Source organism: Bacteroides sp. AR20, assembly GCF_964250605.1.
In the GTDB taxonomy this organism is placed as follows: Bacteria; Bacteroidota; Bacteroidia; order Bacteroidales; family Bacteroidaceae; genus Bacteroides; species Bacteroides uniformis.
In genome coordinates this window covers 12620-32731 of record NZ_CAXUGK010000004.1, presented here as the reverse complement: position 1 = coordinate 32731, position 20112 = coordinate 12620, and the positions used below count along the sequence as shown (strand labels likewise).

The following is a 20112-nucleotide window of genomic DNA, read 5'->3' as shown; positions in this document are numbered from 1 at the left end:
ATATTTTTCTGATGAGGAATACCTATTATGAGAAAATATAGTCTACATGAAATTACGTCGCTTGGGTGGAGATATTTTTATCATAATCAGGAAATGCAGAATATGCTTTTGTGACCCACTCTAGCTCTCATATCGTGCGGGCAATCCAGGTTTGCTGCTTATTGAAGAAAGGATACTCCTATTGTTTCAGTTCTTCTCCATAAAGTTTACGCAGCATGATACGTGCAGGTACACTTTTAATTTCTCCATTGGGCAAGCCTTGTATAATGCATTCATTGCGCAATGCTTTTTCTTCAAGCATACGGCGTTCGGCTAATGCCAAACCGAAATGTAACTTTTCGCTCAGTTCTTTTCTTTCATTCTCTGACATAACTTTGTATTTTATTAAATCGTTCAATATGATGTATATGCATCTCCATCCCCCGTCCGCCTTCAGCAACAATAATACGGGGTGTCTCGCTATTATCTGCCAATAGCCAATAGTCCACACAGGGCATATAAATATTGAAAAAGTTATTGATACCTGCTTGATAACGCCGAATCACAACCTCTTTGGGAATGTCGTGCCCACCATTACGTACACGTTGGGCTACACGCTGAATAGCCAAGTCGGGCGAACTCAACCAGAAATATATTAAATTGACTTTATATCCTTGCTCTTGCGCACGATGGACAAGGCGGGTGTAAGTTCTTGTGGCAAGTGTGGTTTCTATAGAAAAGTTTTGTTGATTTCTCAGCAATTCATTAATCCTTTGTAACATCAACCGTCCGGCTTCAATAGCCATACTTTCGGGATTGAAAGGAGATAATCCACGAGCTATTTCATCTGCATTAACAAACTCCTTGCATTCCAGAACATCCGGTAGCACAGTGTAAGATGCCGTAGTCTTACCAGCACCATTACAACCACTAATGATGTAGAGCTGTTTTTTAGAATCCATATTCATGCATTTATCTAATTGCAAACATACAATATTTTTATAAGATTATGGATAATTGATAGTTATTGTTTTTTAAAAGTTGATTGTTCCGCAGGTATGAGAAGTACAGGACTCTTTTGAGAACTCCACATTTCTCACATATCATCTATCCTTATTTTCTTCTTGATGAAATATCTGTTTACCAAAGTACGTTTTACGAATTGAGGTGGAGCAAAGTACTTGCCTTTCCCACTTGCGCTATATAGATAGCCCTCCCCTCTAGTGATCATTGATGAATACCAAATGGCAGGCAAATATCCTGAGAATAGTGTGGAAACGCTTTTATTGTTCTCCTCTAATAACAGAGGGAATGCTTTATAGCATCCCCTCTCTCAAAAAACACTTTATTTATAGAATAATTCCGGTAGAATTATTTTCCTCCAAGATTCAACTCATCGTTGTAATCAGTTTCATTCAAAGGTACATCCCATGTCCATTTGTTGACACCGGAGGCAGGAATGGTTTTTGCAACGGAAATGTGAGCATTACCACCTTCGGCAAAACTGTGACGGACTATGTCGCGGTTCCATCTCTTGTAGTCGCTCCATGCAAAACCTTCACCCCAGAGTTCCAATTCGCGATAGTCCATAATTTCATTCCAAAGAGCTTCGCCACTCTTGTCGCAAGTGTATTCAGGATTACGTCCGGAAGTGGCATTCAGTTCTACCAGTGCGGCACGAGCAGCAGTCTCGTCATTCAAGAAATAATTAGCCTCTGCCTCTACCAATACCATTTCCGATGAACGGATGAAAGGCAGGTAGCTGACGCCCGGAGTGTCGAATACATAAAACTTCAGTTGTCCCCCCAGATACATATAACCAGCCTGATAAGGAGCTTCCAGGCCACTGACCGCCATTTTCTGGCAATAGGCAGCTGCTTCTTCCCAAAGAGCATCTGCTTTTTTCTCATCATCTCCCATTCCAAGAATGCCGTAGCCTAAATCCATGGCTGAACCGTCATTGAAGTTATAGCCGGGGAATTTGTCTTCGGTTAGGAACAGTGCCTTACGAGCATCGTTGTTGGGAATGCGATTAATCAGTTCACGACCGATAGAGCCTGCACCGTTTGCCGCCCCTGCCGCATTGGCATAATATCCGTTGCATGCATACTGAGTACCATAACTCCAATACCAGTTATTCTCTTGTGCACTACCAAAGCTTCCGAAAATCCATTCACTGGTTGGATTACAGAACCCTGCATGATATTCTGCATTGCTCATGAGTGGGTAGTTCTGGCGAGCCAGCTTAGCTTCAGTCAATGCTTTGGTATAATCTTGCTTGGTAAGAGCGGCACGGGCGTAGATGGCATGTGCCACATTGATGTTCGGCATCCATACTTGTGAGGCATTACGGTCCATACCGCTTTGCTCAAACAGCATGATGGCTTCGTCCAAATCTTTATAAATCTGTGCATACGTTTCAGCTAATGTGGCATAACCTTGTCCACCGGTAGATTCGTCCAAACGAAGTACTATCCCCTGCGAAGCGCCATTGTTGGAATCTTGCCAGCGCCAGCAATAATAGTGTACCAGTTTTTCGAAAGCGTATGCACGAAAAGTCAGTGCAGATGCCTTGACAAAATTCCTTTCCGCTTCCGTACCTTCGGCATTGTCTATATTGGCAAGAATGGTGTTGGCATTACCTGCTATGGTATAATAGTAATACCATGCGTAAGCATCGTAAATGGAGTTAGTACGTGTGTGGAACTCTTGATTGAAGATAGGAGACCATCCGGATGCGTAATAATTGTAATTGTAATTTTCACTCGGGTAGCTTTCGTACTGAATCATTATGTTGTTCTCACCAGCAAATCCACCTCCAAAATAGGAGTGTTGTGTTGTCATGATTTTGGCGATACCGTTCAATGCCTTCATGGCATTGGCCGTGGTACCTACGGCATCGGTTGCTCCGGTTGAGTCAGTAGGTGCTGTATCCAGATAGTCACCGGCGCAAGAAGACACCAGCATCATACCTGCCAATAGGCTTCCTGCGAACAATTTATTGATAATCTTTTTCATTTCTAATACAAATTATATGGTTATACCTTTAGAATTTCACAGTCAGTCCGAAGTTATAAACACGGGCTGTCACATACGTATCGTCCGAACCTCCGTTGAAGGAATACTGCGGATTCAATCCTTTGCGTGAAGTCAATGTAAAAAGGTTCTCTACACCGGCAGTCAGCGAAAGGCCTTCTATACCTACACTTTTTAGCCAACGCTTGGGCAAGCTGTAGGAGAGATTCAGGTTCTTGAATACGAAGTAAGAAGAGCTTGTCAGCCAACGGTCACTGGTGGCATTCAGGTCGGACGATTTGTAAAAGTCGGCGCGCGGAGTTCCATTCGGATCAATGCGATTGGCAGAAGTTTCTGTCATTCCCGCAGGAACTTCTTTCCAAGAATTCAGGATGTCCTTGTGGTAAGCGCTGCCGGCAGCACCGGATTCAGACACACCCATCAAGCTGGCATAGCTACCATCGTATGTTTTACCGCCTAAAGAATAAGTAAACAGCATGTTCAAATCCCAGTTTTTCCAAGAAAGAGCTGAGCTGATAGAACCGTAAACCGTAGGAAGTGCGCTGCCGGCCCAGTCACGTTTGGCGTATGAAGTCGCGGTAGCATAGTCCGTACCGTTGATGGTAGTCAATGCACCGGCTTCTTGGGCGGCGGCTTTCTTGTCCGGATCCAGTGTATAGAGAGAAGTACCGGTCATCTGGTCCACACCTTCGAAGTGGTAAGTGTACCATTCGTAGATGGAGTGTCCTTCGGAGTAGTTTTGCATACCATGCAAGATGTCCTTTCCATCGGGCAGTTTCACGATTTTATTCTTCAGGAAAGTAGCGTCTGCGCCGATGTTCCATTTCCAGTCATTGTTGTTGATGACATCGGCATTCAAAGAGATTTCCCAGCCACGGTTGGACACGGTACCGATATTCTTGTATTGCGTCAGGTTCATCGGGGCAGTATCATCGACCCAAGGATAAGAACCGGCAGAAAGCGGTAGGCGTACCTCAAACAGCAGGTCTTTGGAACGTTTGTCGAAATAGCCTATTTGGAAGTTCAGACGGTTGAACAGACGCCCCTCTACGGCAACATCCACCGTCTGTGTAGTTTCCCACTTGATGTCCGGTGCTGAAAGTGATTGTTTTACCAAAGCGGCTTCACCACCGTTCTTGTCAATGGTATAAAGAGCCATGTGACCATAAAGGCTTACGCCCATATTGTTACCGACTTCACCATAGGACGCGCGCAACTTCAAGGCATCCACCCAATCTACATCTTGCAAGAAAGCTTCTTGTTTCATGTTCCAGCTGGCACCAACAGAATAGAAGTTACCCCAGCGATTGTCCTTGTGGAAGCGTGAGGAACCATCACGACGGAACGAACCTTCTACGAAATAACGGTTGTCATAATTATACTTTACGCGTGCCAGATAAGACTCCGTCTTGTCCTCATCATCACTTCCGGAAAAATAAGAGTTGTTAAGGAAATTACCCATAGTAAGGTTTCCGTCTACAGCCATACCGGTGTTCATTCCGGAAGTGTACTTGCGCTCCCAACTATAGTTCTCGTGAGCCACCATAGCTTCCACGTTGTGTACCTGATTAAATTGATAGTTCCAGCTCAGAATTTCCTGCAAGGTTACAGTCTTGTATTGGTAGGCATAACTTGTCAAACGACCGCCATTCGTAGCACCGTCTCCAATTTCGGGATTGTCATATTTCTTATTGTTCGAAGTGCTGTTGTTCAGGTCACCTTTTACAGTTAATGAAAGTCCATACGGCAACGAGATGGTGGCAAAAGCTTGTCCGCCCAATACGTTGCGCACACTTTCCTGCTTATTATACAACATTTCGTAAGCGATGTTGCGGTTACTCAGATAAGATGAGGTGGTGTCATAAATTTTGTTACCATCGGCATCCAGTTGGTATGTACCGTCGGCATTGTGCATAAACAACGGATAGACCGGAGCCATATAACGAGTAATATAGAACGGATTGGCGTAATAGTTGCCACTGGCATTACTGTTATAGTCACGCTTGGTCCACGAGCCAGTCAGGTTCACGCCACCCTTGAACCACTTGTTAGGTGTATAAGTAGTGTTGATACGCCCGGAGAAACGTTCGTAACCTGTGGCTTTTACATATCCTTTCTCATTCAAGTAGCCTATGGAAGAATACACGTTGTATTTCTCTCCCGAAGTGGCGGCAGAAAGATTGTATTCCTGACGGTGTCCCGTGCGTTCGATGGCATTCTGCCAGTCCAAGTCGTCATAGCCAGCCAGGCGAGTGGCAATCAGTTTACCGTTATTGTCAAACAACTTATCACCAGCGGCATTGTAGATATTACGACCGATAGATTCACTAACCACGTGTCCCGTGGCATATGCGGCAGCATCGCTTGCCGACATGCCGGCATTGCTCATCATGGCATTCTTCTTGGCCATCCAGGTAGCTTCCATCCAGCGGTCTGCATCCAGACGGTCGTACTCGGGAATACCTCTGTTATACATACCTTGATTCATTTGCAGCGTAATACTCGGTTTGTGAGTGTTTCGTCCGCTCTTGGTTGTAATGATGACAACACCGTTGGCAGCACGGTTACCGTATAATGCAGCCGAAGCAGCATCTTTCAAGATGGACATGCTTTCAATATCATTAGAGTTTAGTTCGGCCATGTTTCCATCGAAAGGGACTCCGTCCACTACATACAGAGGATCTGAAGCACCTGAAACCAATGTACCAAAACCACGGATACGGATGCTGGGGGCAGAACCGGGTTCACCATATGTATTGTTCACTTGTACACCCGGTGCGGCACCTTCAAGTGCACCGGTTACGCTGGTTGTGATGCGCTTCTCTATTTTCTTATTGTCAACCACCGAGATAGAACCGGTCAACGATTCTTTTTTAGCAGTACCGTATGCCACTACCACAACCTCATCCAAAGCTTCTGCATTGCTTCTCATTGTCACCTTTACACTCGGCTTAATCGCCACTTCCTGCGTCTGCATACCAATATAAGAAATCACCAAAGTTTTCGCGGAACTACATTATGTCTATATTGTTGATAATAAGCAATATAAAATAAATAAAAAGAGCTCCTGAAATAAAGTATTCCTCTAGAGAAGATACTCTATACATATCCACTGTAAATGACAATCTACTTATATGATACTATTTGTAATGGTAATATCCTGATTTGAAGGTGTTTAATTCTGTACTGATGTGCTATAATCATAACGTCAGGATCTTTTTTCTCAAAAACTAGAAGGGCTTTGTCAATATCTATCATTTAGTTGCTTTTTGTCAATTATTTACTCGTGTTGTTTATTCCATCTATGAGAATGTAAACCCTTATGTAAAATACTATTGAATTTATAATGGTTACATAAACACTATCCTACCTATTTATCCATTTTATGCATAGAACACCATGTAATTGTCTCTATCTTATAAATGGAGATTATTCCAAATACAAAGTAATTGGAGTAAAGAATTCTATAGCTATGAAAAACTACTGTTTGGAGCATGTCAAAAACGTAATGAGGAAATTTTCTTGTAAGAGAATATAGTCTACATAGAATAACGAAGACTGAGTGGATATATTTTTTATTATAATTCAAGGGAATAAAGAATGTACTTTTGTAATCCGCACTGGCTCTCGTGTCGTGCAGACAATTCAGGTTTGCAGTTTATTGAAGAGAGGATATTTCTATCGTTTCAGCTCTTCTCCATAAAGTCTACGCAGTATGATACGTGCCGGTACACTTTTAATCTCTCCATTGGGCAAGCCTTGTATAATGCATTCATTGCGCAATGCTTTTTCTTCAAGCATACGACGTTCGGCTAATGCCAAACCGAAATGTAACTTTTCGCTTAGTTCTTTTCGTTCATTCTCTGACATAACTTTGTATTTTATTAAATCGTTCAATGTGATGTATATGCATATCCATTCCTCGTCCACCTTCAGCAACAATTATACGGGGTGTTTCGCTATTATCTGCCAATAGCCAATAGTCCACACAAGGCATATAAATATTGAAAAAGTTATCAATACCTGCTTGATAACGCCGGAGCACAACCTCTTTGGGAATGTCGTGTCCACCATTACGTACACGTTGGGCTACACGCTGAATAGCCAAGTCGGGCGAACTCAGCCAGAAATATATTAAATTGACTTTATATCCTTGTTCTTGTGCACGATGGACAAGGCGAGTGTAAGATCTTGTGGCAAGTGTGGTTTCTATAGAAAAGTTTTGTTGATTTTTCAGCAATTCATTGATTCTTTGCAACATCAACCGTCCGGCTTCAATGGCCATACTTTCGGGATTAAAAGGAGATAATCCACGAGCTATTTCATCCGCATTGACAAACTCCTTGCATTCCAGAACATCCGGCAACACAGTATAAGATGCCGTAGTCTTACCAGCACCATTACAACCACTAATGATGTAGAGTTGTTTTTTAGAATCCATATTCATGCATTTATCTAATTGCAAACATACAATATTTTTATAAGATTATGGATAATTGATAGTTATTGTTTTTTAAAAGTTGATTGTTGTTGCGAGAGTCTAGAATAAAAAATGAGGTTGTGCAGTTCACATTTTGACAACCTCTATCAAAAACACTTTATTTTCCAAACAACTCCGGTGGAATTATTCCCTTCCAAGGTTTAACTCATCGTTGTAATCTGTTTCATTCAGATGCTGTTCATAATTTAATTTGCAATTCCATATAAAAAATAGGTTCCTTTGTTACAAAACTTTCTATTGGCAATCGAAAGTTTCTCTATTTATATCATATTTTTTTGTATATTAGCAATATATATAAAGAGAGGAAGATTGTGTGGATAAAAGTCTATTACGCTAAGTTATTTATGAGCAGAGAAACGAGCAAGGTGTTTGTTGCCGGCAGTAATGCCAATCTACTTAGTAAAGAGTTGGGCACTTTTCTTACTGGCAGATATGTCACTATGGAACTTTATCCTTTTTCTTTCCATGAATTCCTGAAACTAAAGCAAGTAGCAATAAAACAAGATACATTTTATGCTGCAGAAGGCAAGGTGCTACTCCTTAGTGAAATACAAAAATACCTAGGAATAGGAAACTTTCCTCAATACATTCAGTCAGATAATGATAACTACTTGCTTTCACTCTATACCGACATCATTTATAAGGATGTAGTGGCGAAACAAGATAAGCAATGAAAGGCAGCTTGGAGAGATGATGTATTATTTGGCAAGTAACGCTACTCATCGCTTTGCGTACAATTCTGTAACTAAGGCTGTCGATGTTAAAAGTCCGGACACGATAAAATCATATATAGGATTTGTGGAAGATACTTACTTGGTACGACAACTATCAATTATCTAAAGGCATAATTATTACTTTGGAAGACGAGGAAGAAATAACCGTTAATCCCCGGCAACAGATTTCTATACGTCCTATTTGGAAATGATTGTTGCAGAAATAAAGTGGAAAAGATAGAATAACAAAAGCCGCTTACTTCACAGTGAACGGCTTTTAAAACACTTTATTTAGAAAACACCCTATCAAATAGAGATGTTTTGAAAGTTCATAAATCAGATATACTCCTTCTTACAGACTTATTTATAAGCAGGATTCTGATCATTATTTGTCAGTTCTCCATTAGCATCAATCTCTGCTTGCGGAATAGGTAATTCAAATCTATCAGAGCCAGCAGGAAGGTCTAATTGACTAGTCCACAAATCGTGTCCGTCAACTCCAGTTCTTGTCAATGCCAAACCTCTACGTTTCATGTCGAATAGGCGATGTCCCTCTGCAAATAATTCACGCCTTCTTTCTTGTTGTATCTCATCTGCTAAACCGGCATCCGTTCCACTATATTTATCCAATCCACGAGCTATCCGAACAACATTTAATGCTTCTTTAGCCACATCATAATGCTGTTTGTCAGCAGCTAATTCAGCAATAATAAGATACATCTCAGAACCACGCAGCATATTGAAAGAGCCTTGTCCCATTTCATTGTTACGACTATGAATCTTTGTTGTCAAGTATCCTGTTTCACTGATATAATCGTTTGTTTCAGAATCTTTCGGGAACTGAGTTTTGCGTATATCTTTATCTTCCATTAGATTAATCAAAGCCTTTGAAACTCGTAATGAGCTATAACCAATAACAGCATCTTCATAATCATCTCCACACAAATACCAGAAAGAGGGTAATGAAAGATAGAATTGATTATCATCAGTTGGACATTCGAAAGCCCAAAGTGTTTCTGAGTTAACTTCACAGAAATCAGCTGTGTAAACTGCCGTATTCATCAAATTAACACCTTTCAATGCAGCATTGGCATGTTTGATGCCATTTGTTTCATCACCTAAATCCAAATACAAACGTGCAAGAATTCCATGAGCAGCATTCGCACCGATATATGCCTTGGATGAAGAAGAATGCTGGTCCAACAATCCACATGCTTTTTCCATGTCAACGACAAGTTGATTATAAACATCTTTTACCGTAGCACGAGGAAGGTCTTCTGTTCCAGAAGAAATACGTAAAATTATGCTCGGATTATCCGGGTACTTGTTCACAGGTTTGGCATACATTCTTACTAAGAAATGATAAGTATAAGCTCTTAGAGATAGCGCTTCACCTTCAATTCTGTTACGCTCTGCACTTTCTGCCAGGTTTCCGATATTATCCAAAATGGCATTCGTATTATCTATGATACTGTAACATCCCTTCCACGGGTCATCAGTATAGGTACTTCCTGGAGAAACTGTATATTGATAAGGAGACACAAAACGTCCATAATTGTAGTTGGGGTCAGGTGTCACCAATGCGTCATCTCCCATAATGTCAGGCAAGAAGAAAATATATTGGTTGGTCATATGAGCCAACCAGCCATTGGTCAACCAGTCATAAGCACCGGTCAACACTTGCTGCGCACCGTCTATCGTAGTAAAGGTGTTAGAATCGGACATTTGGTCCGAAGAAGTAGTATCCAAAAAATCATCACCGCAATTTGCTAAGCTAAGACCTATTGCAAGTGCTATTATAGTTTGCTTTATTCTATTCATCGTAATCTCAATTTTAAATTAGAAACCAACATTTATACCAAATAAGATTGTACGAGGCAATGGAACCGTACCTGCACCGTCCAATACTCCGGTTACACCTCCCAATTCCACATCGTAACCTTTGAAACTACCATCCAAGTTCCATACACAGATATTCTCCAGACTTCCAAAGAAACGTACTGTCTCCAACTGTATCTTCTGTGTCCATTTTTTTGGTAGAGTATAACCTAAGTTGATATTTTTAAATTTAATGAAATCTGCATCGTGCAAATAGCGGCTTGATGTAGAATGAGAACTTGAAGTGTTATTGGGCAAGAATGCAGGATTCGGAGCGTTTGGATTCTCTTTTGTCCAATAATTCGCTTGATCTTTGATGGCTTGATAACCGTTGTTGTTACCATCATTCAGCAAATTGGCTTCGTACGCATCATATATCTTTCCTCCAAAACTATAAGTAAAGAGGAATGAAAGGTCTAATCCTTTAAATGTAAATGTGTTATTCAAACCTCCAAATACATTGGGAAGTGCAGAACCAAGTTTGTATTTGTCTGCAGTAGAGTAAGTTGAAGTGGTAGTTCTTTCACCTGTCGGATTACCTTTATCATCTTTTACGTCTTTATACCAAAGTGGAGCACCGGTTTCTTTATCTACTCCGGCCCATTCTTGCATGTAAAATTCATAAAGGCTGTAGCCTACCGTACGAACTTTTGTACCAACAACTTCCTGTTCTTCGGGATAAGAAGTGATTTCATTCTTGTTAAAAGAGATATTGAAGTCGGTTCCCCAATTAAAGTCTCCGGCTTGAATATTCAGGGAATGCAAATCTACTTCTATACCAGAGTTACGCATACCACCCAAATTAGACATAATTATGTCCAACCCCGTAGAACCGGCTAAAGGTTTTTCCAATAACAGTTCATCAGAGTTTTTGATATAATAGTCAATGGATCCATGCAGGCGACTGTTAAGTACTGCAAAATCCAATCCCACATTGAAGTTTTTGGATTTTTCCCATGACAAATCAGGATTTGCTAATTGAGAATGTCTGAAGCCAGACTCTCCGTTATAATTGGCTCCACCTTCATAGAAAGCTTGGTAACCATATAAGTAATCAGATGTTTTGTTACCTGAAGTACCATAGCTGGCACGTAGTTTCAAGTCATCGATCCAGGTAATATATTTCATGAAGTTTTCTTCGCTGACGCGCCAATTTAATCCGACACTCCAAAATGTACCATAACGATGTCCCGGTGCAAAACGTGAAGAACCATCGGAGCGAATACTGAATGAGGCAAAATATTTATTCTGATAATCATAATTTAATCGACCAAAATAAGAAAGCATGCGCTCTTTATCTGTTACAGAACCTACTTCTTGCGGAGTAGCAGCTACATTCAGCTCTGTCAAACCACCAATCGGAAATTTTGTTCCTTGTGCATAAGTGCGCTTGTACTCTTTATTATAGATTTCATAACCAGCCAATACCGAGAAGTGATGGTCTTCCTTTATGTTGAAATTATAATTTAATGTACTGGTCAATCCAAAAGTGTTGTTCCAAATGGCATATTTGTACAAGCGTCCTTGTGCAGCTTTACCATTACCATGCTCCGCATTATACCATTGCGTTTCATCCAAATTAATATAATCATATGAAAGACTTGTTTTCCAATGAACTCCATAAAAGTTGAAATCCACGTAGGGATTTACCAAAACACGGTATGTGTTAGTTGCATATTTGTCAGTTTGTGCAAATGATATAACATTCATATCCTGAAATATGGGATTCTTGAAGTTATAAAGAGGTTTGCCATTCTCATCATATTGCATTTGGAAATTTTCATCCAAATCATATACTGGAACAGCATTGGGTAGGAAAATACCATTAGTCAAAGGACTAGCACCACCACCTCCACCTACAGGAGTGTTTTGTTTTGCCAAAGAGAAAGTGGAATTGATACCCATACTGAACCAAGGTTTAATTTCCGTTGAGACATTTGCACGACCTGAATATCGTTCAAAATCCGAACCAATCACAATACCCTCTTGATTCATATATCCCATAGAAATGAAGTATTTTGATTTCTCGTTTCCTCCATTTACACTGATATCGTATTCTTGTGACATCCCGGTTCTGAAGACTTCATCCAACCAATCGGTATCAATCATCAATTGAGCGCCAGATGTCAAGTCGCCAGAAGCATCCAGAGGGTTAGCAACATTATATGGATTTCGCCCATACATGCTTTGTGTGGATTTGTTGGCTGCAGCAGAAGCTTCTTCTGAGGACATGCCTTTAGCAATATTATTATTATAGAAGCCTCCATAATACAGAGCATAATGTTCGGAGGCATTCATCAAATTATAACCACCAGAAGGGAGTTTGGAAGATGACATTTGAGCTTTAAAGCTAACCTTGGCTTGTCCTTTTTTACCCTGCTTCGTTGTAATCAGAATAACACCATTGGCCGCACGTGATCCGTACAGAGAAGCAGCAGAAGCATCTTTTAAGATGGTAATAGACTCAATATCATTCGGATTTAAGTTTGAAAGTGGATTTGCACTTGTCCCATATTTACTGGTATTTGCAACTTCACTTAAGTTTGCAGCTTCAATAGCAACTCCATCTATAACATAAAGTGGGGTACTTGAGGCAGACATAGACCCGATACCACGAATACGTACCTGTGTAGACGAACCCGGTTGACCGGAGACACTTGCGATCTGCAGCCCAGGAGACAATCCTTGTAATGCTTTTTCAAATGAAGTAACTGGAAGCTTTTCCATATCACTGGATTTGATAGTAGCAACAGAACCTGTTAGTGAGTTCTTCTTTGCAGTACCATAAGCTATGACTGTTACTTCATCAAGAATTTCACTGTCGGACTTTAAGATGACTCTTAAAGAAGGTGCGACAGCCACCTCTTGCGTTTGCATACCAACATACGAAATTAGCAGAGTTTTCGCGGAACTACAACACTCTTATTTTATTAATAATCAAGCGATTATACCATGTGGTAGAAATCACTATAGCGAAATTTCCTTTCTCACAAGGTGTATGTATAGGGGTACAATGTATAAAACCTTACTGCTGTGATACTATTTGTTGGATTAATGACTTGGTTATCATATGTATATCATAAAGTTAATACGTTGCTTAAAGATTTTAAATGATTCTTCCTCTTATATGAAGAATATCTTTTGTCAACATCTATCATCCTAGCTGCTTTCAATGAAGCATTTACTCTACATTGTCATTTTATTAGCGAAAGTACTAAAGTCTATGTAAAAGAATATTTCAATAGCTTCAAAAAACAGTAAACTCAAAACTTTGTGATTAGCTAAACAATCAAGACAACTGTTGTTTCTTCATAACAGTTTTCATCATTTTTGCTTCCACACTTCCACCCGCTCCTTGTATCCCTCTATTCATCGGCATTACAGACGCTGTGGAAGCAATGCAAAAGTGTGGAAGCAAAATTTGCTTCCACACCTCCAATCAGTCTTAAATATTGATAACACACCAATGTCAATCTTCTATTTACACTATACTATACTTAATTGATTCTCAGCAATTTCTCACTGCAAAACTTTGCAAACCTATTGCAGCGATACTGCAAAGCTGTTGCAGTGATACTGCAAACTAATATGCAGTGCGGCTGCAAGCAATATGCAGTGATACTGCAAACAATTTGCAGTAGTACTGCAAAACGTATGCAGTGAGTTTGCAGCGAGCAGGCTGAAACTGAATAGTGAGTGAACAGACTTTAAAGGAGAAGTATATGACTAACGATATGAAAGTGTAGTATTGGCTATGCTAAGTTCGTGTTTTTTTAGGCAAAGGCATGAGTGCATGGTTCTTTTCTAAATCATGCACTATAGACATATCCATTACATTTGTATACACTTGTGTGGTTTTAACACTTTTATGCCCCAATAATTTTTGCACCGTTGTAATGTTTACTCCATTATAAATCAATAGTGTTGCATTAGTATGGCGAGCAGTGTGAAATGAAATTTTTTTTGATAAACCAGCTAGGCGGGAAATCACAATTAAATCCTTGTTCACATTAGAGTTATCCCTTAAATGAAAGAAGCTTTGTAAGTCATCCCGATATTTGTCCAGAATAACAAGCCCTTTTCCTTCGAATAAGAGATAAAGAGGTAATCTGACTTCTGTACTCGTCTTTATGGATTTATAAATTAGCCAGGTTTCTTGACGAATCTTCACGATGTTATCGGGTGATAAACTGATAAAATCAGAATATCTCATTCCTGCATAGCAACAAAACAAGAATGCATCTAAAGTCTTTTGCAATTTAGTATATCTGCCAGCCAAGTTTAATTTCTCCAACTTCTCCAACTCTTCAGGAGATAAGTGCGTATGCTTGTTTTCTATAGTTTTAATTTTGTACTTTCGAAAAGCGTATTTTTGTATCTCCATATAATCCTTGTTGATGGCGACATTTATATGTCGCTTCAGATGCTTCATATGTTTGGCTATCGTATTTGTGTGATAACCTCTTGATTGCAAGAAATATTCAAAGGAGGATATGAATTCGAATGTTAAATCAGAAAAGGTTACATCCTTTTTGAACTGTTGTAATAATGAAAGAGTGGAGAGATGATTTCGTTTTGTACTTTCTTTTAGAGTAGAGTTTGCTATCTCTTGCCTAAAAAAAGGAATAAAAGAGGTTTTGTTTTCGCTTGTGCTCAAAACATCCTTTAGTAACTCTAATGAAATACGCCTTCCTTGCTGCCACAATTCCAACTCTTTTTTTTCTATCATAGCCATGAACTCATATATCAATCTATTCAGCGCATCTGCATTAGGATGATTCTTCACAATAAGCTTTTTATTGTCCCACTGTTCTGGCTTTAAATAAACTTTGGTTGAAAAATACTTTTTCTTTCTGTCCAAATAGGCTTCTACTTGCACTAATGCCATTCCTTTTTTATTCAGGCTTCTTTTTCTGTTGTACACTAGATTGTAAATAATTTTACTCATTTTACTTGATTTTAATTAATACCAATAACAAATAAGACGATATTCTGTGCTCGATGGGATTAGAATAAGAATTAATATCTTTAAAAAGTGTCTTTTTGTGTTTAGCTATTAATCGGTATTTAGCCTCCGGGAACTCTCAATTTGTTTCAAAATCAGGTCTGTTCTCTGTTTTAGCGGCTTATTTATTAACCATTTTGTTTTAAAATATGTGTATTTCTTGGAAAAATCATCCTAAAAGAGGGAATCATAGTGATAGTAAACATAAGCCAGTTTAGTTTTTTTAAGTGTGAAAAATCTGTTATTAAGCATAAAGCAGTATGTTTAATTAACAAATTGATAGATTTACAAGGTTTTTTCAATAAAATAGTTGTTCGTTTCAGTTTTATTAATATATTTGCACTTTGTTAGAGTAAAGAAACAATTAATGTAAAGTTAAACTTTAAGAGAGAATTTATGAAAAGAAAATTAATGCTGTTATTGGCCTGTCTTTTTGTCGGAATAGGCCTAGTAACTGCCCAAACCCAGAAGGTTACAGGTGTTGTAATTTCTGAAGAAGACGGGCAGCCAGTTATTGGAGCCTCTGTATTGGTAAAAGGTACACAAATTGGTGCTATTACCGGTGTAGATGGTGATTTTACATTACCAAACGTACCAAGTTCCGCGAAAACTCTGGTGATTTCGTTTGTTGGTATGCAAACCCAAGAAGTAACGATTAAACCTCATGTAAAGGTAATTTTGAAATCCGATTCTGAGCTGCTTGAAGAGGTTGTGGTTACCGGTTACGGTACATTTAAAAAAGCATCATTTACTGGAGCTGCTTCTACTGTAAACACTTCCACCTTGGAAGATGTACCTGTTCTTTCTGTTGCCGACAAACTTTCTGGTAATGTCGCTGGTGTTACTTTTGGCTCAAGTTCAAGTAATCCGGGTTCTGTAAGCAGTATCCGTGTACGTGGTATGGGTTCCATCAATGCCGGAAACAATCCGCTTTATGTTATTGACGGAACACCGGTCACAAGTGGAGACTTATCCGAGTTCACTTATAGTGATGCAGGAACTGATATTTTGTCTTCACTCAATACCAATGACATCGAGTCTATCACAGTTATCAAAGATGCGGCTGCTGCCTCTCTTTACGGCTCGCGTGCTGCTAACGGTGTTGTGGTCATTACGACGAAAAGCGGAAAACAAGGCAAAACAAATGTAAGTTTCCGTTCCGACTGGGGTTTCTCAAACATGGCAATAGATTATCGTCCTATGCTCGACGGTGACTCGCGCCGCGAACTCTTATGGACCGGTCTCAAGAATTACGGGTTATACACCGGAAACATGTCCGATGCAGATGCCGCAACTTTTGCAGACCAGAACATCGAGGACTTTGCTTCAAAACCCTCAACCGGATGGACGGATTGGAAAGACCTGCTTTTCCGTAACGGTTCTCATCAGAACTACCAGTTGAGCGTATCTGGCGGTAACGACCGTACCAAGTTCTACACCTCAGCTGCTTATACCAATCAGGAAGGTATCATTTACAAACAAGGTCTGGAACGTTTCACTGGTAATGCAAACCTCACTCATAAGTTTGGAGACTTTGAAGTTCAGGTTACAAGCCAATTCTCAAAAGTAAGACAAAACAAAACTAATGAAGCTACCTCCTATGATGGGCCTGTGGCCAATTACGCATTCTTCCAGAGCCCCTCATCAACCCCTTATAATGAAGACGGCACATTAAACAATGGTTGCGGCGTATTTGGAGTCAATCCCTTGTATGAAAGAGAACACAGTTCTGATGTTTATACCTTGATGAAGGCATTCAATACAATCAAGTTGACCTACAATATTTGGGACAAGTTAAATTTAAGTGAAAAGATTGCTTATGATTACGCACAAGGAACCAATGACGTTCTTTGGGACAGACACTCAAACAATGGTGCCCCCGGTGGTGTCATGCAGCGTATCGTCAATCGTAATGACCAGCTGAATACACAAACCCAGCTCTCTTACATCAACTCTTTCGGTCTGCACAATATTGACGCCCTGCTTGGTTTTGAAACACAAGATACGGAATATGCTTTCAACTACATGGCAGGCCAAGACTATCCGGGTGATTTGTACGAATTGACAAATGCCGGTTCAACAAGTGCCGAAACCAACAGACAGAGCTATCGCATGACTTCGTTCCTCGGACGTGCCAATTATAACTACGCAGACAGATATTATCTCGGTCTCAGCTATCGTACCGACGGAAGTTCACGTCTGGCAAGAGAAAACCGTTGGGGAAGTTTCTGGTCGGTTTCCGGAGCATGGAGATTCATAGACGAAAGTTTCCTGAATCCTGTCAAGAGTGTATTGACAGATGGAAAGCTCCGTGTGTCATACGGTGTAAACGGAACGCAACCATCAGACTATTACGCTTATATGAATCTTTATAAATACGGAATCATATACAATGGACAGTCAGGAATGTCAATCGTCGGAATTGCAAACCCGGACCTGAAATGGGAAAAGAACAAAACATGGAATATCGGTCTCGACCTTTCATTCATCGACCGTATCTCTGTAACATTCGACTACTATCAGCGTAAAACCAGTGACCTTATATACGACCTCCCCGTATCACAAGTCGGCGGATATTATGATGGCAATTATGGGTATACCACCCCGCAAAACATCGGTTCACTGAAGAACTCCGGTTTTGAGTTGACCATTACATCAACCAATTTCAGAAACAAGGATTTCACGTGGACCACTTCTCTGAACATGGCACACAACAGCAACAAACTGACCAAATTGGATGGCCAGCAGAATGAAATCGTATCAGGACCGCTGATTCACCGTGTAGGCGAACCTTACTATTCATACTATGTTTATGAATACGCCGGAGTCGACGCCGAGACCGGTAAAGAAATGTTCTATCTGAATGACGGAACAGAGAATGCCCGCAAGACAACTACAAATATCTCTGAAGCCAACAAAACTATTGTAGGCAGGCATCAGGCTAGTATAGAAGGCGGTCTTACCAACAACCTCAAATGGAAGTTTATCGACTTGGGCTTCACTTTCACTTATTCATTGGGTGGTGATGCTTTTGACAACTCCACTTGGCAGCACTCCAATGGCGGTTCACATCTATACGGTGGTGCCGTACCGACATACTATGACATCTCAAAGATGTGGACCGGCCCGGGCGACACGAATGCCACATTGCCTAAATTTGAATATGGAAGCGTAGCTTCACTGTCTTCACGCTGGCTGATGCCTACTGATTATCTACGTCTGAAGAACCTCACATTAGGTGTAAGCATTCCGCAAAACTATATCAACAAGCTTGGACTTAGCAAGGCAAGAATTTACTTCTCGGGGTCCAACCTGCTTACATGGAAATCTAAAGACTTATTTGTAGATCCGGAAATGCGTGTAGACGGACTATGCACATTTGAGACTCCGGCATTGAGAACATATACATTCGGAATAGAATTGAATTTCTAACTAATAAAGATACGAAAATGAAAATATTAAAGACATTATACACAGCAACGCTTTGCGCAGCTATGGCAGTCAGCACTTCATCATGCCTCAACAGTTGGCTGGATCAGTCACCCGCAGACGGAATAGATGCTGAAACCGCAATCAAGAACAGCGATGATTTGGCCAATGTGCGGACGGGACTTTATGCTGCCGTTAAAGGTAACAGTAGCCTGATTAATTATTATGGACGCCTCATGTTCGTATACGGTGACATGAGAGGGGAAGATATCCAATATGAATATAACGGTGGAAGTGGAAGAGCAAACTTCTACTACTATATGGAATATACAACTGCAGACAATTTCACCACCTCAACAGCCGTATGGCAGATGCCTTATGTAGTCATTGCACGCGCCAACCGTCTGATTCAGGCAGCAGAAAGTGGCAACCTGACCGATGCGGCAGAGGCAAAAGCCACTATTGACCAATATGATGCAGAAGCAAAAGTTCTGCGCGCCATGGCACTGTTTGACCTTACACGTATCTACGGTAAACCTTATACGGTAGATCAAGGCAGCTCACTCGGTGTGCCCATCGCTACCTCCCCACTAGAATCGACAGAAAAGCCAAGCCGCAGCACGGTAGCTCAATGTTATGAGAGTATTGAAAAAGATTTGACAGATGCAATCAACTCAAATGCACTGCCCAAAACCAATGAAGTGGGTTATGTCAACCTTTGGGCTGCCAAAGCCTTGCAGGTACGTGTATATATGACAAAAGGCGAATGGAGCAAGGCTTTATTCGTAGCAGAAGACATCATATCAAACTCGTCTTACAAACTTTGGGAACCGTCAGAATATGTTGCAGCATGGAGCAAAAGTGATGCCAATCATTCAAAAGAAATCATGTTCGAGATTTCCATCAACAACAATACTGACTGGACAGACCGTGAAGGTATTGCCTATTTATATGCCGACAAGGCTGGCGCTTCTCCCGGATATGGAGATGTAATTGTCACAAAAGACTTCTCTGACATGCTTACATCCGACCCGGCAGACATCCGTAACGACATATTATTGGCAGCGGCAGCAGGAGGATTTGACAAGCGCAAAGTTTACATCAACAAAATGCCAGCTGTAAACGGAGATGTGCGTTACTCCAATGTCCCATTGCTACGCTTGTCAGAAGTTTACTTGTCAGCAGCAGAAGCAGCTTTCCAAGCCGGAGACAAGAACAAGGCTGCCAACTTGCTGAACGATATCATCTCCAACCGCACAACGGATGAAAGCAAACAAGTAACCAGCGGAAACATCACATTAGACCGCATCTACATTGAACGCCGCAAGGAACTTGTAGGTGAGGGACAGCGCTATTTCGATGTTATGCGCCGAGGTGAAACTGTTACACGCTACACGGACGTTAATGCCAGAGGATGGCACGACGTATTGAGCGAAGAAGCGCGTACATTCAACCGCGACTCCAAGAAAGCGCTCCCGTTGATTCCCGTCGGTGAAATCAATGCCAATCCGAACATAGAACAAAATCCAGGCTATTAATCAATAGTAGCCTAAAGAAACTTGGGAATTTTC

The 20112-nt window shown here is 40.7% G+C and carries 12 protein-coding genes; 3 read left to right on the top strand and 9 right to left on the bottom strand.

Annotated elements, in window-relative coordinates; translation table 11 throughout:
* Nucleotides 1–178: 178 nt before the first annotated feature.
* From ACESTD_RS03505 to ACESTD_RS03480, 6 genes are all read right to left on the bottom strand, one after another.
* The gene (locus tag ACESTD_RS03505; protein WP_005835040.1) at nucleotides 179–370 is read right to left on the bottom strand and encodes a hypothetical protein; all 192 of its coding nucleotides are present in this window, start codon (nucleotides 368–370) and stop codon (nucleotides 179–181) included.
* Nucleotides 357–941 (bottom strand): zeta toxin family protein, encoded by a 585-nt coding sequence (locus ACESTD_RS03500; protein WP_034523328.1) that lies wholly within the window; start codon nucleotides 939–941, stop codon nucleotides 357–359. The genes ACESTD_RS03505 and ACESTD_RS03500 overlap by 14 nt, the downstream gene beginning before the upstream one ends.
* A 409-nt stretch (nucleotides 942–1350) precedes the next feature.
* Complete coding sequence (locus ACESTD_RS03495; RefSeq protein WP_005835044.1) at nucleotides 1351–2997, bottom strand: RagB/SusD family nutrient uptake outer membrane protein; 1647 nt, start codon at nucleotides 2995–2997, stop codon at nucleotides 1351–1353.
* Nucleotides 2998–3025: 28 nt separating this feature from the next.
* On the bottom strand, nucleotides 3026–6013 hold the full coding sequence (locus ACESTD_RS03490) for a SusC/RagA family TonB-linked outer membrane protein (protein WP_230321243.1): 2988 nt from the start codon (nucleotides 6011–6013) through the stop codon (nucleotides 3026–3028).
* 680 nt (nucleotides 6014–6693) lie between these two features.
* On the bottom strand, nucleotides 6694–6885 hold the full coding sequence (locus ACESTD_RS03485; protein ID WP_008665776.1) for a hypothetical protein: 192 nt from the start codon (nucleotides 6883–6885) through the stop codon (nucleotides 6694–6696).
* Nucleotides 6872–7456 (bottom strand): zeta toxin family protein, encoded by a 585-nt coding sequence (locus ACESTD_RS03480; RefSeq protein WP_016274187.1) that lies wholly within the window; start codon nucleotides 7454–7456, stop codon nucleotides 6872–6874. The genes ACESTD_RS03485 and ACESTD_RS03480 overlap by 14 nt, the downstream gene beginning before the upstream one ends.
* 404 nt (nucleotides 7457–7860) lie before the next feature.
* Between ACESTD_RS03480 and ACESTD_RS03475 the strand changes: the two genes are divergently transcribed.
* Nucleotides 7861–8190: an AAA family ATPase gene (locus ACESTD_RS03475; protein WP_225982624.1), complete on the top strand. Its 330-nt coding sequence runs from the start codon at nucleotides 7861–7863 to the stop codon at nucleotides 8188–8190.
* A gap of 399 nt (nucleotides 8191–8589) precedes the next feature.
* Here the strand turns inward: ACESTD_RS03475 and ACESTD_RS03470 are convergent, their stop codons facing one another.
* From ACESTD_RS03470 to ACESTD_RS03460, 3 genes are all read right to left on the bottom strand, one after another.
* Nucleotides 8590–10050, bottom strand: a complete 1461-nt coding sequence (locus ACESTD_RS03470) for a RagB/SusD family nutrient uptake outer membrane protein (RefSeq protein ID WP_016274185.1) — start codon at nucleotides 10048–10050, stop codon at nucleotides 8590–8592.
* A gap of 18 nt (nucleotides 10051–10068) precedes the next feature.
* Nucleotides 10069–13005 (bottom strand): TonB-dependent receptor, encoded by a 2937-nt coding sequence (locus tag ACESTD_RS03465; RefSeq protein WP_081106211.1) that lies wholly within the window; start codon nucleotides 13003–13005, stop codon nucleotides 10069–10071.
* Nucleotides 13006–13864: 859 nt separating this feature from the next.
* Entirely contained in the window at nucleotides 13865–15055 is a 1191-nt protein-coding gene (locus ACESTD_RS03460) for a site-specific integrase (protein WP_373159089.1), read from the bottom strand.
* Nucleotides 15056–15508: 453 nt separating this feature from the next.
* Between ACESTD_RS03460 and ACESTD_RS03455 the strand changes: the two genes are divergently transcribed.
* Nucleotides 15509–18544 carry a SusC/RagA family TonB-linked outer membrane protein gene (locus ACESTD_RS03455; RefSeq protein WP_373169969.1) on the top strand — a complete coding sequence of 1012 codons (3036 nt, stop codon included), beginning with the start codon at nucleotides 15509–15511 and terminating at the stop codon, nucleotides 18542–18544.
* A 17-nt stretch (nucleotides 18545–18561) separates the two neighbouring features.
* Nucleotides 18562–20079: a RagB/SusD family nutrient uptake outer membrane protein gene (locus tag ACESTD_RS03450; RefSeq protein WP_151853387.1), complete on the top strand. Its 1518-nt coding sequence runs from the start codon at nucleotides 18562–18564 to the stop codon at nucleotides 20077–20079.
* Nucleotides 20080–20112: the final 33 nt, after the last annotated feature.

Coding starts and splice junctions, on each gene's coding strand:
- ACESTD_RS03495 (WP_005835044.1), bottom strand. CDS start 2,997: ATGAAAAAGATTATCAATAAATTGTTCGCAGGAAGCCTATTGGCAGGT.
- ACESTD_RS03455 (WP_373169969.1), top strand. CDS start 15,509: ATGAAAAGAAAATTAATGCTGTTATTGGCCTGTCTTTTTGTCGGAATA.
- ACESTD_RS03450 (WP_151853387.1), top strand. CDS start 18,562: ATGAAAATATTAAAGACATTATACACAGCAACGCTTTGCGCAGCTATG.
- ACESTD_RS03460 (WP_373159089.1), bottom strand. CDS start 15,055: ATGAGTAAAATTATTTACAATCTAGTGTACAACAGAAAAAGAAGCCTG.
- ACESTD_RS03475 (WP_225982624.1), top strand. CDS start 7,861: ATGAGCAGAGAAACGAGCAAGGTGTTTGTTGCCGGCAGTAATGCCAAT.
- ACESTD_RS03500 (WP_034523328.1), bottom strand. CDS start 941: ATGGATTCTAAAAAACAGCTCTACATCATTAGTGGTTGTAATGGTGCT.
- ACESTD_RS03480 (WP_016274187.1), bottom strand. CDS start 7,456: ATGGATTCTAAAAAACAACTCTACATCATTAGTGGTTGTAATGGTGCT.
- ACESTD_RS03470 (WP_016274185.1), bottom strand. CDS start 10,050: ATGAATAGAATAAAGCAAACTATAATAGCACTTGCAATAGGTCTTAGC.
- ACESTD_RS03485 (WP_008665776.1), bottom strand. CDS start 6,885: ATGTCAGAGAATGAACGAAAAGAACTAAGCGAAAAGTTACATTTCGGT.
- ACESTD_RS03505 (WP_005835040.1), bottom strand. CDS start 370: ATGTCAGAGAATGAAAGAAAAGAACTGAGCGAAAAGTTACATTTCGGT.